General features: G+C 64.5%; 15 protein-coding genes. 11 read left to right on the top strand and 4 right to left on the bottom strand.

The genetic code is table 11. The features are described from left to right. The first annotated feature begins 169 nt into the window (after positions 1–169). Positions 170–1,312 carry an MFS transporter gene (locus CH286_RS00460; RefSeq protein ID WP_032405038.1) on the top strand — a complete coding sequence of 381 codons (1,143 nt, stop codon included), beginning with the start codon at positions 170–172 and terminating at the stop codon, positions 1,310–1,312. 14 nt (positions 1,313–1,326) lie between these two features. Here CH286_RS00460 and CH286_RS00455 read toward each other — a convergent pair whose 3' ends face one another. Beyond that, entirely contained in the window at positions 1,327–2,382 is a 1,056-nt protein-coding gene (locus CH286_RS00455) for an ABC transporter substrate-binding protein (RefSeq protein ID WP_094608041.1), read from the bottom strand. 165 nt (positions 2,383–2,547) lie between these two features. Between CH286_RS00455 and CH286_RS00450 the strand changes: the two genes are divergently transcribed. The 9 genes from CH286_RS00450 (at position 2,548) to yhjD (ending at position 10,502) form a co-directional block, all read left to right on the top strand. Next, complete coding sequence (locus tag CH286_RS00450; RefSeq protein ID WP_094608040.1) at positions 2,548–3,222, top strand: response regulator transcription factor; 675 nt, start codon at positions 2,548–2,550, stop codon at positions 3,220–3,222. Further along, positions 3,219–4,193, top strand: a complete 975-nt coding sequence (locus tag CH286_RS00445) for a HAMP domain-containing sensor histidine kinase (RefSeq protein ID WP_094608039.1) — start codon at positions 3,219–3,221, stop codon at positions 4,191–4,193. Before CH286_RS00450 ends, CH286_RS00445 begins: the two co-directional genes overlap by 4 nt. A gap of 89 nt (positions 4,194–4,282) precedes the next feature. Further along, entirely contained in the window at positions 4,283–5,713 is a 1,431-nt protein-coding gene (locus CH286_RS00440; RefSeq protein WP_094608038.1) for a DUF4153 domain-containing protein, read from the top strand. A 39-nt stretch (positions 5,714–5,752) separates the two neighbouring features. Beyond that, positions 5,753–6,037: a DUF6412 domain-containing protein gene (locus tag CH286_RS00435; RefSeq protein WP_052057980.1), complete on the top strand. Its 285-nt coding sequence runs from the start codon at positions 5,753–5,755 to the stop codon at positions 6,035–6,037. Positions 6,038–6,129: 92 nt separating this feature from the next. Continuing rightward, on the top strand, positions 6,130–6,444 hold the full coding sequence (locus CH286_RS00430) for a DUF6412 domain-containing protein (protein ID WP_094608037.1): 315 nt from the start codon (positions 6,130–6,132) through the stop codon (positions 6,442–6,444). A gap of 64 nt (positions 6,445–6,508) precedes the next feature. Continuing rightward, positions 6,509–7,411, top strand: coding sequence for a membrane protein insertase YidC (yidC, locus tag CH286_RS00425; RefSeq protein ID WP_094608036.1), 903 nt, complete (start codon positions 6,509–6,511; stop codon positions 7,409–7,411). 65 nt (positions 7,412–7,476) lie between these two features. Next, positions 7,477–8,283 (top strand): exodeoxyribonuclease III, encoded by an 807-nt coding sequence (locus CH286_RS00420; protein ID WP_094608110.1) that lies wholly within the window; start codon positions 7,477–7,479, stop codon positions 8,281–8,283. Positions 8,284–8,357: 74 nt separating this feature from the next. Beyond that, the gene (gene trpS, locus CH286_RS00415; RefSeq protein ID WP_094608035.1) at positions 8,358–9,398 is read left to right on the top strand and encodes a tryptophan--tRNA ligase; all 1,041 of its coding nucleotides are present in this window, start codon (positions 8,358–8,360) and stop codon (positions 9,396–9,398) included. An 84-nt stretch (positions 9,399–9,482) separates the two neighbouring features. Then, positions 9,483–10,502, top strand: a complete 1,020-nt coding sequence (yhjD, locus tag CH286_RS00410) for an inner membrane protein YhjD (RefSeq protein WP_037147980.1) — start codon at positions 9,483–9,485, stop codon at positions 10,500–10,502. A 33-nt stretch (positions 10,503–10,535) separates the two neighbouring features. Here yhjD and CH286_RS00405 read toward each other — a convergent pair whose 3' ends face one another. After that, a complete protein-coding gene (locus tag CH286_RS00405; RefSeq protein WP_094608034.1) occupies positions 10,536–11,846 on the bottom strand; it encodes a D-alanyl-D-alanine carboxypeptidase family protein in 1,311 nt (436 codons plus the stop codon). A gap of 247 nt (positions 11,847–12,093) precedes the next feature. Here CH286_RS00405 and CH286_RS00400 point away from each other — a divergent pair, with 247 nt between their 5' ends. After that, positions 12,094–12,480, top strand: a complete 387-nt coding sequence (locus CH286_RS00400; protein WP_094608108.1) for a hypothetical protein — start codon at positions 12,094–12,096, stop codon at positions 12,478–12,480. A gap of 35 nt (positions 12,481–12,515) precedes the next feature. Here CH286_RS00400 and CH286_RS00395 read toward each other — a convergent pair whose 3' ends face one another. Together CH286_RS00395 and CH286_RS00390 are read right to left on the bottom strand one after the other, a co-directional pair. Then, on the bottom strand, positions 12,516–13,178 hold the full coding sequence (locus CH286_RS00395) for a response regulator transcription factor (protein WP_032404727.1): 663 nt from the start codon (positions 13,176–13,178) through the stop codon (positions 12,516–12,518). Further along, on the bottom strand, positions 13,163–14,632 hold the full coding sequence (locus CH286_RS00390) for a sensor histidine kinase (RefSeq protein ID WP_094608033.1): 1,470 nt from the start codon (positions 14,630–14,632) through the stop codon (positions 13,163–13,165). Before CH286_RS00390 ends, CH286_RS00395 begins: the two co-directional genes overlap by 16 nt. Between the last annotated feature and the right edge of the window lie 15 nt (positions 14,633–14,647).

Here is a 14,647-nt window from a genome sequence, read left to right as displayed (position 1 = left end):
GATTCGGCCGGCCGCCGTTCCTGTTGCTCGATTCCCCGATCGAAACGAAGGTAGTACCGCTGTGACTGTCACCGATTCCGCTCTTTCCCGAGTCAGCGCTGTGCGCGGCAAGGTCTCGAGTGGTCTGAGTGTCAGTCATCGACCGCACTCGACCCGTCGCAGGCTCGCCATGTTGGCCCTGTCCATCGGCGGCTTCGGCATCGGCACCACGGAATTCGCGTCGATGGGATTGCTGCCGGACATCGCCACCACGATGGGGATCTCCGAGCCCTCCGCGGGCCACATGATCTCTGCCTACGCGCTCGGCGTGGTGGTCGGTGCGCCCACCATCGCTGCCCTGGCCGCGCGCGTTCCTCGGCGGATGTTGCTGCTGGTGTTGATGGTCGCCTTCACTCTGGGCAACCTCGGAACGGTGTTCGCACCCAGTTTCAACGAGCTCGTCGCCTCGCGATTCGTCGCGGGCCTGCCGCACGGTGCGTACTTCGGAGTGGCCGCCCTGGTGGCTGCCCATCTCGCCGAACCAGGTAAACGAGCCAAGGCCGTCGCGATGGTGATGATGGGTCTCTCGGTCGCCAACGTCGTCGGCGTACCGGTGGCAACCTGGATCGGGCAGGCGCTGGGTTGGCGCAGTGCGTTCGCTCTCGTGGCGGTCATCGGTGCCCTCACCGTCGCCGCGCTCGCTGTGTGGATGCCGCGACTCGACGCCATGCCGACCACCAGCCCCATCACCGAGCTCGGTGCACTGCGCCGCAGCCAGGTGTGGATGACCCTGTTCGTGGGCATCGTCGGATTCGGTGGCATGTTCGCGGTGTACACCTACATCGCGTCGACGTTGACCGATGTCGCCGGTCTCGCTCGCGCGCTCGTTCCGGTCGCCCTGATGATCTACGGACTCGGAATGGTCGCCGGCAACTACGCCGGTGGCTGGTTGGCAGACCGGTACCAGCTCAAGGGCACCTTCGTCGGGCTGGCCGCGACTGCAGTGTTCCTGGCGCTGTTCGTGGCAGCGGCACACAATCCGATCACTGCTCTGCTACTGGTGTTTCTGATCGGCGCATCCGGCTCCTCGGTGGTTCCCGGTCTGCAGACGAGGTTGATGGACGTGGCCGAGGACGCCCAGACGCTGGCCGCATCGCTGAACCACGCCGCATTCAACCTGGCAAACGCCATCGGTGCGGCAGTCGGTGGTGCCGTGATCGCCGCCGGCTTCGGCTACACGGCACCCGCCGCTGTCGGCTCCGGCCTGGCGGTGGCCGGTCTCGGTGTGCTGGCCACCGCCATGTGGATGGACAAGCGCGCGGCCGCACAGTAGGCGACCAGCACCTGTCAGCTGGTGATCGTCGCTGCCGTTCCGCCGAGTGCTTCGGTCAGCGCTGGGGTCAGCTTGTCGATGACGTACGGCAGGCTCAGCACGCTGGTGAAGTAGATCGCACCGGCCGTCACCCCGTCGGTGAAGACCAGGTTGCCGTCCTGCACCGGCTCCAGTGCGTTGTACACCGCTTCTTTCTCCAACTGGGCGCGGTCGCCGGGTCCTTCGGTTCCCCAGATCAACACGTCGGCGACGTTGAGTACAGACAGGTTCTCCAGCGGAATACTGGCCTGGGCGCTACCGTCGGCCGGAACGTACGCGTCGATGTCGTCGGGGATCGCGAAGCCGAGCTTGGTGAGAAAGTCTGTGCTAAGTCCGTCCTGGTACGCAATCGCCTTGCCCTCGTAGAATGCGTTCTGCAAGAAAATCGCCTTCTTGCCGGCGAACTCCGGGTGTGCGGCAGCGGCGTCCGCGAACTTCTGGTTCACTCCGTCGATCAACGCATCGACCTCGGTCTTCTGGCCCAGTGCGCGTCCGATCTTCTCGGCCTGGACGTCCCAGGGCTCGAAGTAGGCGGTCGATGCGTCGGACTGCGCGAGCGTCGGTGCGATGTCGCTGAGCGTGTCGTAGGTGTCCGCCGTCAGGCCGGCATTGGTGGCGATGATCAGATCGGGTTCGAGTGCGGCAATCTTCTCCGTCTCGAATCCATCGTCGTTCGAGAGCACTTCTGGTTGCGCGTCGCCGAGCGCTGCCTGCGCCCAGGGCCAGGTTGCGTACGGCTGATCGCCGTACCACTCCGTGACGCCGACGGGTATGACGCCGAGCGCCAGCACGGTGTCCTGCTCGGTGTACCCCGCCACGACGATGCGAGTGGGTTCCTCGGGAACGACGGTCTCACCGAACGCGTGCTCGATCGTGACCGGAAATGCGGACGAGTTGGACGAGGAGCCCGTGTCCGTCCCTCCGGCAGGCGACGCCTCGTCACTCGAGTTCGAGCAAGCACTGAGCAATCCTGCGGTGGTCAGCGCTATCGCGCACACCGCAAGAGTCGTACGTAGTGGTCGGAAGTGCATCGAGACGCCTTTCGGAAGGGTTGGCTAACAAACGGAAGGATAGCCGACCCTAAATCGGACGTGTGGCCGAGTTCGGGATCGACCCGACGGTCCGGCTCGAACCTTCACCGAACCTCCACATTTCCCGACGGACTCCTCCATCTGCGCCCTCTAGGGTCAGTTCTCATGAGCCGCACAGTTCTCGTCGTGGACGACGAGCCCACGATCTCCGAGGCCGTAGCGGCGCGACTCCGCGGCGAGGGGTACCAGGTCGTCACCGCAGCCGACGGCCCCGCCGCTGTCGAGGCCTGTGCGCGATTCGATCCCGACCTCGTGGTTCTCGACCTGATGCTGCCCGGTTTCGACGGGCTCGAGGTGTGCCGCCGCATTCAAGCGTCTCGGCCGGTGCCGGTGTTGATGCTGACGGCCAAGTCCGACGAGACCGACATGCTCGTCGGCCTGGGCGTCGGCGCGGACGACTATCTGGGCAAGCCGTTCAGCATGCGGGAGTTGGTCGCTCGCGTGCACGCGCTGATTCGCCGCGCCGAGCGATCGGCGACCGCCGAGCCCCACTCGGTTCGCATCGGCGACCTGCAGATCGATCACCGTGAACGTCGCGTGTCCAACGAATCCGGCGACATCCATTTGACCAGAACGGAATTCGACATCCTGGCTTATCTCGCTGCTCGTCCTCGTACCGCGGTCTCGCGAGAGACCCTGCTGTCGCAATTGTGGGGCTGGGACGATTCCGCGAGCAGCCGAACCGTCGACTCTCATGTGAAAGCATTGCGCCGCAAACTCGGTGGCGATCTCATTCGAACGGTGCACGGCGTCGGGTATGCCGTGGAGTCGCCGCGATGACGCGCATGCTGCCGCGCCCGCTTGATCCCTTGCGCTCGTTCAAGCTCAAGGTCTCGTTCGTCGTGGGCACTGTGTTGGTGTTGGCCAGTGTCGTCTTCTGGATCGGGGCGGGCTGGCAATTTCGCTACACACTGCTCGCGGCGCTCGTGGTCTCCTTGGCCGCAACACAATTCGTCGCTCACGGAATGACGTCGCCGCTGCGCGAGATGACCTCGGCGGCCAAGGCGATGGCGCGTGGCGACTACTCGAAACGCGTGCGGGCCACCTCGCGGGACGAGGTGGGAGAGCTCGCCACCGCATTCAACACCATGGCAGACGATCTGGAAGCCGCAGAGAAGTATCGCCGTGAACTGATCGGCAACGTCTCGCACGAGTTGAAGACGCCCATCGCTGCCCTGCAAGCCGTGCTCGAGAACATGGTCGACGGGGTGACCGACGCGAATCCCGCAACACTGTCGGTGGCGCTGAGCCAGACCGAGAGACTCGGCGATCTGGTCAGTGAACTGCTCGACCTGTCGCGGGTGGAGGGAGGTGTTCTCACCATTGCCCCGGAGGAGTTCGCGGTGCGGCAATTCCTCGAGGATGCGACCTCCGTTCACCGTGAACGAGTGTCGATCGTCGTCTCGCCCGCCGATTCGACCGTCGTGGCCGACCGATCTCGCATGACCCAGGTGATCACCAACCTCGTCGACAACGCCGTGCGGCATTCGCCCTCTTCGAGCACCGTGACGCTGCGGGCCCATCGAATCGTCGGAGCGTATGCATTCGACGTCATCGACCAGGGCCCCGGTATTGCGCTCGCCGATCGCCACGCGGTGTTCGATCGATTCACTCGCGGCGGATCCACCGACGGCGGAACAGGTCTCGGCCTCGGCATCGCCCGCTGGGCCACCGAACTGCACGGTGGAACCATCGAAGTTCTCGACCGCGAATTCGGCTGCCACATCAGAGTGGCCATCCCCGAGCACTGACTTTCTCGATCCATCCGAACCGCGACTGCTCGTCTCCGGACTACAGCCGCCGACCTTCCATGCCCGAAACACAGAAAAAGGGACGAGCCATGAGCACGATCGACATTCCGATTCATCCGAGAACGAAGCACGGGCGCTTTCCCTGGGGGCCGCGCACCTGGCCGGTGCTGCGGTATTCGCAGCCCCCTCGTGCGGCGCTCATCGGGTCGGCTCTTGCTGGACTGATCGGTGCAGTGACGTTGGTGGACAACACGTTCGGTGTGCTGATCGCTGCCGTGACCTTCGTGGTCGTTGTACTCGCAGCACGCAACGGCAGGCTATCGCGGTGGGAATGGGCCGGCGTGGCAGGAGTGCTGGCACTGGCGAGTGTGTCTGCACTGCGAGCGGCCGAGTGGATCGTGACGATGTCGACGACGCTTGCCATCGTGGTCGCAGTGGTGGTGCTCTCCCGTGCCTGGACGTGGACGGGAATCGCACTCGGCGCTCTCCTGCCGTTGTTTCTGCCGGTGCGAGTGGCTCGGTGGACCCGACGCGGAGCCGGTTCGATCGACCTGGAGGGGCCGCGGCCGGTGCGGATCGGCATGGTGGCCGTCGTGACCGTTGCGCTCTGCGTCGTGTTCGCGGCGTTGTTCGGTGCGGCCGACAAGCGGTTCGCGGATGCACTGGGCGCGGTGACGCCCGAGTTCGACGCCGCATCGATCGTCGGACGCACCCTCGTTTTCCTGCTCACCGCAGCGGGTGCGCTGGCCGTGTCGTACGTTGCACTGCACCCGCCTCGGTTCGATCGCCTCGCACCGTCGCCGCGTCGAACACTGCAGTTGTGGGAGTGGATGGTTCCCCTGGGGGCGGTGGTCGCGCTGTTCGTCGTGTTCGTCGGATTCCAGGTGCCGACGCTGTTCGGCGGCCAGGGGCACGTTCTGACCACCGAGGGTCTGACCAACGCCGAGTACGCGCGGCAGGGCTTCTGGCAGTTGCTCGCGGTGACGGTGCTGACTTTGCTCGTCATCGCGGTCACCGTGACCAAGGCCGAGCGCATCGCCCGACGCGACCGTATTGCGTTGCGTGCCCTGTTGGGCGCGCTCTGTGTCTTGTCGATGGTGATCGTGGCGTCGGCCCTGCATCGAATGTCGTTGTACGAGGAGCAGTACGGGTACACCACTCTGAGGTTGTTCGTCACGGCTGTCGAGTGGTGGCTGGGATCGGTGTTCGTGCTCCTGCTCGCCGCTGGTGTGCGGATGTCGGGTCGCTGGATTCCACGAGCAGTGGGCGCCGGGGCGGTACTCACCGTGCTCGCATTGGCGGCCCTGAATCCCGATGCATACATCGCGCGTCACAACGTGGAGCGATTCGAGCAGACCGGGCGTATCGATGTCGGCTACCTGAGTGGGTTGTCGTCCGACGCCGACGCGGAGCTCGATCGATTGCCTGATTTCACGCGAGCGTGTGTGCACGGCCGCGGCCTGGCGCGAGTGGGCAACACATGGCAACAGTGCACAGACCCGTCGGTATCTGTACCCTGAGCAACGACTCGGATCAGCGGCACACCAGGGAGGTGGGGGATGGGATACCAGAACTTCGTCGTCACCTCGCTGCTTCTTCTGTCGCTGCTGCTGACGACGCCGGCCGGAACAGCGGACGTTGCACTCGTTCTCGTTGCCGCACTGGCGGTCTTGATGGTGCTCGCGCACCGTGTCGATGTACTGACGCTCCTACGCCGGCTGCCGAACGTCGGACCCACTGCCGAGGAACGTCATCTACGAGGTGCGTTCCGACGTCAACACCGCCCGGATGCCCCGGGCCGTCCACAGCCACGAGCACCCGGTGCTCCGGTGGGGGCACTGTAGCTCGAAAGTTCCCCCACGCCTTCGCAATCCATTGTCCGCGAGGCTGTCACAAGGAACCGAAGATGCTCGGATTTCGATCACACGCATGTCGCTTGGCTGTTCGACGCCACGCAATCACACTCGTCGGCATCCTCTCCGTCCTGCTCGTCGTCTTCACCGTTGTCGATGCGCAACCCGCCGCCCAGATCGCGATGTTCGGTGCGTTGGTGGCCGCATCGCTGCTGACATTCGGCGCGCCGGTCGATCCTGGGGTGGTCGCACCACGGTCGACGTGCGCCGGAGCTGCGGACGGCCGACGTCTTCGAGGATCCTTCCGTAGGCAGGAGCACCCCGATACTCCCGGCCGCCCCATGCCGAGAGCGCCCGGTTCGGTCTTTCGACCGGACCGGTGGCTCGTATTCTGCTGAGTCACTGCGAGATCCGGTCGAGACGCCTTCCGACCGACTTTCTCTCACAGTGAGGTGCTCCACCATGCTCGATTTCGTCTACTATCCCGTCTCCGCAGTCCTCTGGTTCTGGCACCGAGTCTTCGGCTTCGTCCTCGGACCCGACAACGGCTTCGCCTGGGCATTGGCGGTGATCTTTCTCGTCTTCACTCTGCGAGCGGTGTTGATCAAGCCGTTCGTCAGCCAAATTCGTTCCCAGCTCCTCATGAAGCAGCTGAAGCCCCAGCTCGAGGCCATCCGGAAGAAGCACTCCGGGGACCGGGCTCGACTGGCCACCGAAACGCGGAAGCTGCAGCAGGAACACGGATTCAATCCCTTGATGGGATGTCTGCCTCTGCTTGCGCAGGGCCCAGTCTTCATCGGTTTGCTCCACGTGCTGCGCTCGTTCAACCGAACCGGTACCGGATTCGGGCACCTCGGTATGACGGCGCAGGAGAATGCGAATACCGCGAACTACGTCTTCAGTGCCGCCGATGTGCAGTCCTTTCTCGACGCACGGCTCTTCGGTGCGCCGATCTCCGCTGCCATCAACAGCTCTCGGGACGTGCTCGAAGCGTTCGGTCCGTTCGGGGGAGTGCCGTCGATCTGGAGCATCGCGTTCGTTGCGGTCCCGTTGATGATCGTCGCCGCGGTTGCCACCCACCTGAACTCCCGGGCATCGATTGCCCGCCAGGATGCAGCGGCAGCTGCCAATCCGCAGACGGCGATCATGAACAAGCTCACCCTCTGGGTGTTCCCGGCCGGTGTGCTCGTCGGCGGCCCGGTGTTGCCGGTCGCGGTGCTGCTGTACTGGGTCAGCAACAACATCTGGACGTATGCCCAACAGCACGTCGTCTACCGGCGGATCGACCGTGAACCGACAGTGGTGCCGGAGGTGACATCGGTGGTCACCGCTCCGAAGCCCGGGGCCAAGCCCAGGCGTCGGTAACGGGCCAGTGCCGCCGACAGAAGGCGACCTGCAGTCTGTCGGTGGTCTCCGCTACCGTCGTCGGCGTGCCGATCACAATTTCCACAGTCAACGTCAACGGAATACGCGCTGCTGTTCGCAAGGGCATGCTGCCGTGGTTGGAGGCCACCGATGCCGACGTCATCTGCCTGCAGGAGACTCGGGCCAACGACGGGGAACTGACCAAGGCGCTGGCTCCGGCTCTCGATGCGGGGTGGCACCTTGCGTCGGCCGAACCGTCGGCGAAGGGACGCAACGGCGTGGCGTTGCTGTCCAAGGCAGCGCCCGACGCGATTCGCACCGGCATCGGCGCTGCCGAGTTCGCCGACGCCGGTCGTTACATCGAAGGCGATTTCGGAGATGTCACCGTGGCGAGCCTGTACCTGCCGTCGGGCGAGGTGGGTACCGACCGCCAGGACGAGAAGGAACGCTTCATGGCCGCGTTCGCGAAGTACCTGAGCAAGTCGGCCAAGGCAGCGAAGACCGCCGACCGGGACGTGGTGGTGTGCGGCGACTGGAACATCGCCCATACCGAGGCCGACTTGAAGGCGTGGAAGACGAACCGCAAGAACTCGGGGTTCTTGCCGGAGGAACGTGAGTGGGTGTCGCGGTTGCTCGCCGAGAAGGCACCGTGGACCGATGTCGTCCGGGCGTTGCACCCGGAGGTCGAGGGTCCGTACAGCTGGTGGTCGTATCGCGGGAAGGCGTTCGACAACGACGCCGGTTGGCGCATCGACTACCAATTGGCCACGAGTGATCTGGCCGAGCGCGCCAAGGAAGCGATCACCGAGCGCGCCGAGGCCTACGACCAGCGATGGTCGGATCACGCACCGGTGACAGTGCGCTACCGCTAGAGCGGAGCCTGCGGAGTGACCCGTGTTGGCTAGGCGAGACCCAGGTGTCGATCGGTTCGTGAAAAGATTGCACCATGTCTTCTCCCGACTCCATCGACACTCCGCAGGGTCCGCGTCGGCGGGTGCTCTCCGGCATTCAACCGACGGCCGATTCGTTCCATCTCGGCAATTACCTGGGTGCGGTGCGGAACTGGGTGGAGTTGCAGGACGAGTTCGACGCGTTCTACTTCATCCCGGACCTGCATGCCATCACTGTTCCGCAGGATCCCAAGGAGTTGCGTCGTCGCACCAGAGTGGCCGCGGCGCAGTTGCTCGCGGTAGGTATCGATCCGGAGAAGTCGACGCTGTTCGTACAGAGTCAGGTGCCCGAGCACGCGCAGTTGGCGTGGGTCCTCAATTGCATCACCGGGTTCGGTGAAGCAGCGCGGATGACGCAGTTCAAGGACAAGTCTGCCAAGCAGGGGCGCGATCACACCAGCGTCGGTCTGTTCACCTATCCGATTCTGCAAGCCGCCGACATCCTGCTCTACCGTCCGAATCTGGTTCCGGTAGGCGAGGATCAGCGTCAACATCTCGAGTTGACTCGTGATCTGGCGCAGCGCTTCAACTCGAGGTTCAAGAAGACATTCGTCGTTCCCGACGCACACATCATCAAGGGCACCGCGAAGATATTCGACCTGCAGGATCCCACCGCGAAGATGAGTAAGTCCTCGTCGAATCCGGCGGGCATCGTCAACATCCTCGACGATCCGAAGGTGTCTGCGAAGAAGATTCGCTCGGCGGTGACGGACAACGAACGCGACATCGTGTTCGATACGGAGAACAAGGCCGGGGTCAGTAATCTGCTGGTCATCCAGTCTGCTCTCTCGGGTACGAGCATCGAGGATCTCGTGGCCGGCTACGCGGGCAAGGGATACGGAGACCTCAAGTCCGATACCGCCGAGGTACTGACCGAGTTCGTCGTTCCGCTGCGTGAGCGGATGGACGGGTTCATGGCCGACGTCGCCGAACTCGATCGCATCCTCGCGGCTGGGGCGGATCGAGCCAGAGAAGTGGCGAGTCGAACGCTCGCTCAGGTGTACGACCGGGTGGGTTTCCTGCCTCCCGGCGCATAGCATTTACGACACACCGGGTTTCGTTGCGCAGCGATGCGGCAACACCATCCGACAGCGGCCGACGACAGCGAGAAGGTGAGCGCGATGCCCGATTTCAAGGCCATGCTCGACGACCGGCGCGCCCGGTGGCCCTGGCTCGATCACACCGTCGTTGCGGCGCAGCGTTATCAAGGTCAGAAGGGTGACTACTACGCGGCCGGTATGACGTATTTCAGTGTGCTGGCGTTGTTTCCGCTGCTGATGGTCGCGTTTGCGGTCGCCGGCTTCGTGCTCGTGAACCAGCCCGAGTGGCTTGCCGAGATCCAGTCGCAGATCGCGGAGAACGTGCCGGGGAGCTTCGGCGAAACGATCAGTTCTCTGATCGAGACGGCCATCGAATCGCGCACGAGTGTCGGCATCATCGGTTTGCTCGGTGCCTTGTACGCCGGTCTCGGATGGATCGCCAACCTTCGTGAAGCGCTGACCGCCATGTGGGAGAGCCAGCACGAGCAGGGTGGCTTTCTGGCGACCAAGGCCAAGGACTTCGCTGCGTTGCTGGGGCTCGGGACCGCATTGGTTCTTTCGCTCGCCCTCTCGGCTCTGGCCGGCGGCGGCGTCATGCGCAGCATCCTCGAATGGGCGAATCTCGACTCCGTACCGGGAGTGGGAATTGCACTGCGCATATTCTCGGTGCTCCTCGCGCTGGCGGGCACCTGGGCCCTGTTCACTTGGGTGATCTCGCGCCTGCCGCGCGAACCGGTGTCGTGGCGTAGTGCAGCCAAGGGTGCTCTGCTGGCCGCAATCGGGTTCGAGATCTTCAAGCAGCTCGGTGCCCTCTATCTGGCGTCGGTGACCAGCGGTCCTGCAGGCGTCGTCTTCGGACCCATCATCGGTCTGTTGGTGTTCGTGTTCACGACTTCACGACTGGTGCTGTTCTCCACGTCGTTCGCTGCCACGACTCGTGAAAGCCTCGCCGAAGCCCACGTTCCGGCACCGGAACCGGCAGTGATCAACACGAGGGTCGAGGTCAGTGAAGGTCCTGGCGTGACCGGCGGGTTGGCGCTGGTGGGTGCGGGTGTTCTCGCCGCGGTCGGAGTCGCGGGACTGCGTAACCGGCGCCGCTGAATGCCTCGCGACGGCGCACGACCGAAGGTCTGATCAGCGGTTGCGGGAAAGTCTGCGCGCGCCCCACAGCAAGCCGATCACCACGATCGCACCGATGACACCGATCGAGATACGGACAACGGTGTCACCCTGGGCCTGCATCTCGGACTGGCGGGAGCCAGACCCCGATGCAGTCGCGGGTGGCTGAGCGAGAGTCGGCGTGGCCTCGCTCGCTCGTGTGCTGGTCACCGCCGCCGTCGACTGCGGTTCGACGAGATCACCGACGGTGTCGTTCGGATCCATGGCGAACCCGTAGTCCAGCAGCCGCGCCGCCTGCTCCCACGGACGTATCGGCAGCACATCGCCCTTCATGATCGTCACGACGAGCCGTCGGCCATTGCGTTCGGCCCCGGCGACGAAGGTCTGGCGGGCGTCATCGGTGTATCCGGTTTTTCCTCCGAGGGCACCCTCGTAGTTGTAGAGCAGCTGGTTGTCGTTGGAGAGTGCGAAACCGGGTCTGTCCTGATCTTCTGGGATCGCAGGATCTTTCGGGTAGCCCGGAAACTGCACGGTCTCCGTCGAAATCAGTTGGGCGAACGTCGGATTGCGCATCGCCTCGCGGAAGATCAGAGCAAGATCGTAGGCGGAACTCGCCATCCCGGGCCCATCGAGACCCGACGGCGTGGCCGTGCGCGTGTCGAGTGCGCCCAGTTCTGCCGCCTTGGCATTCATCTTGTCCACGGTGGCGGCATCCCCGCCCAGTTGAGTCGACAACGCGTGCGCCGCATCGTTTCCCGATGCCATCACCAAACCCTGCATCAATTGCAGATTGGTGTAGACGCCGTTCTTGCCGATGCCGACGGCGCTGCCCTCGGCTTCGGCATCCTCGGCGGTTGCGGTGATCTGTGTGCTCGGATTCAGCTCGTCCAGTGCGACAAGGGCCAGCAGGGTCTTGATCGTGCTGGCAGGTCGGTACCGTCCGTGTGGATCCTTGGCCGCAAGAACCGCCCCCGAGTCCATGTCCGCCACCACGAACCCGGTCGCGGAAATATCCGCCGGTAGTGGGGGAGCACCGTCCGGCAACACCACTCCGCACTCGGCGAGGCGATCGCCGCCGACCGCGTCGGCTGGGATCGGAAGTGGTTGCGGGGCAGTGCTTCCAGGGGCCGGTACCTCCGACAGGTCGATCGCCGGGGGAGGTGACGCGGCGTACGGGCAGCTGTCTGTGTCCGGCGTCGTGAACGGCGGTGTCGTCGTCGGAACCGGCGGTTCGGCGGCCGGCTGTGCCAGGGCAGGTCCGGCACCGATTCCGACGAGCGCAATCGATACAGCACACACAGCCGCAAAACTTCTGATCCTTTTCATCGCGAATCACCATAGGCGTTCCGCAGTCGGTCGACGCCGCGACTCACCGGCGAAGCGCTCTCGCGCGTCCGGTGGCGGTTCGGCGCCACTGTCCATCGCTGAATCGGCCGGCCCCGCTGATGGGTAGGCGTCCGCCGCCAGTATGAGAACTCGCTCATGTTGTGCTCCTTCGCTTCTCACGTTCGACAGCGATCGTTGAGTCATCACCGAAAAGGTGGCCTACAGAACTCGGATTCAAGGAGCAGCCATGAGAATGCCAGGAAAGTTCGTGATCGTCGGTGCAGCAGCCGTTGTACTCACCCTCGGAAGCGTCGGCGCACTCGCGATCGCCGACGACGACCCCACCCAGCAGCGTCCGTCCTCGATCTCGGTGGAACAGCGGCTGCCTGTGGCCGATCCGGCTCCAGTCCAGCCGGCGGCCCCAGCGCAGCAGCCGACACCCACACAGATCCCGGACGACCGCTTCGACGATGAGTGGGACGACCGTGACGACGACTGGGACGACCGCAACGACTGGGACGACCGCAACGACTGGGACGATCTGAACGACGACCTGGACGACCGTGACGACTGGGACGATCTGGACGACGACGATCCGGACAACGACGACCTGGACGACGACAACGACGACTGAGACTCTGGAGTGGCGTCGGCACCGGCCGACGCCACTTATGTCTCGGACAGTCGGTATCCCATTCCGCGGACGGTCTCGATTCGTGCGGCACCGAATTTCGCCCGAAGATAGCGGACGTAGACGTCGACGACATTGGAGCCCGGGTCGAAGTCGTAGCCCCACACCTGCGACAGGAGTTGCTCTCGCGAAAGGACCTGGCCGGGGTGGCGCATGAAGGTCTCGGCCAAGGCGAACTCACGGGCCGACAGGTCGACGGTTCGGTCTCCCACGACAGCTCGCCGGGTGCGCAGGTCGAGGGTGAGATCGGCGACCGTGAGCTGCGTGGTGTCGACGGTTCGTTTGGTGCCCAAGCGAACTCGGATACGGGCGAGCAGTTCCTCGAAGCGAAACGGCTTGGCCATGTAGTCGTCGGCACCGGTTTCGAGACCGGACACCACGTCCTGAACGCTGTCGCGGGCAGTCAACACGATGACCGGTATCTCGCACTGCTCTCCGCGGAGGCGGTGCAGGACCTCGAAGCCGTCCATGATCGGCAGACCGATGTCGAGCACCACCAGATCGAAGTCGCCGCTGCGGGCGTGTTCGTAGGCGGACCTGCCGTCGGATACCGTCGTCGTGCTGAATCCACTCGCTCTCAGCCCCTTGTGAACGAACGAGGCGATGCGGGGTTCGTCTTCGGCGATCAGGATGCGGGCCATGGTCGGTCCTTCTGCGGGGCAACGGAATCGATCAGTGGAATGGTGATAGTGAACGTGGCACCGTGGCCCGGTGCGCTGCCGACACTCACCCGTCCGCGGTGGGCTCGAGCAATTGCGGTGACGATGGACAATCCGAGCCCGGCCCCTTCGGTGCGTCTGGTTCCGTTGCGACCGCGGGCGAAGCGCTCGAAGATCCGTTCCTGCTCGTCGCGCTCGATCCCCGGGCCCGAGTCGGTGACCCAGAACCGGATGTCACCGTCGGACAGTTGCGATCCGATGCCGACGCGACTGCCGGGCATCGTGTGGTGAGTTGCGTTGTCCGCCAACGCCAGCAGAGCTTGAGTCAGGCGTTGTGCGTCGAGCGGAGCGTGGACGGTTGCGCTCGCCTCCAGCACCCATTCCCGGTCGGCGAGAGTGGTCACCTTGTCGAACACGCTTCGAGTGAGCGCATCGACATCGGTGACCACAGGCGTGACGAAGCTCGTCTGGTCGGCCCGGGTGAGCAGCAACAGGTCGGCGACGAGTCGGTTCATCCGGTCCAGTTCGTCGTCGACGAGCGCGACGGTGTCGCGAACATCGGCGGCGTCGCCGTGGTCGAGCACATCGAGATGACCGCGGACGATGGTGATGGGAGTGCGGAGTTCGTGGCCGGCGTCGTCGAGGAATCGGCGTTGACTCGCCGCGCCGGACTCGATTCGGTCGAGCATCGAGTTCAGTGTGTCGACCAGGGCTCCGATGTCGTCGCCTCGACCCGTCGTTCTCGCGTCGGTGATCCGACCGGACAGGTCGGTTTCGTTGATCGTTCTGGCGGTGGCGGTGATGTGTCTGATCGGGGACAGGATGCGACCCGCAACGAACCATGCGCCGATCGCCGCGAGAACCGAGGTGACGCCGCCGACGACGAGCATCAAGGTTGCGGTCTCGTCTGCCGAGGCACGTTCCTGATCGGCGAAGTAGGCGGCAACCACCACACCCGGCACCGGGTCGCCCGCCAATGAGACCGGCACAGCGAGGTACAGCACTTCGCCTGCCGCGCTCGAATAAGAGCCTTCGACCGGCGCGGTGACAGAGCCGACCTCAGCGGTGAAGCCGCCATCGTCGGACAGTGGTACCGGTGCCTGCTGCCTGCTCTGTACCGCGAATCGTCCGTCCACGTACCCCAGGAACTTCTCGTTGGGGCGAGCGAGGTTGTAGGTGATCACCACTCGGAGCACATCGTTGATGCCGTCGAACGGTTCGCCGGTTCCGGGATCGACGCCCGCATCGGTGAGGGTGGTGAACTCGGCGATCTCGGTGCGCAGCGATTCGCGCATGCGGTTGTCGGTCGCGCGGATCATCAGCAGCCAGGTGGTGACGGTGACGGCCGCCAGCGACACCAGCACGAGCAGCAGTACCCACGAGAAGATGCGGCTGCGGGCGCTCGTCGGGCGCAGTGCGTGCAGTCGGGTCCGCATCACGTGGTCGGTCTC

The organism is Rhodococcus sp. WWJCD1 (genome assembly GCF_002258735.1).
Lineage (GTDB): Bacteria > Actinomycetota > Actinomycetes > Mycobacteriales > Mycobacteriaceae > Rhodococcoides.
The sequence above is the reverse complement of the archived record's forward strand: the minus strand, read 5'-3'. Positions and strand labels throughout refer to the sequence as shown.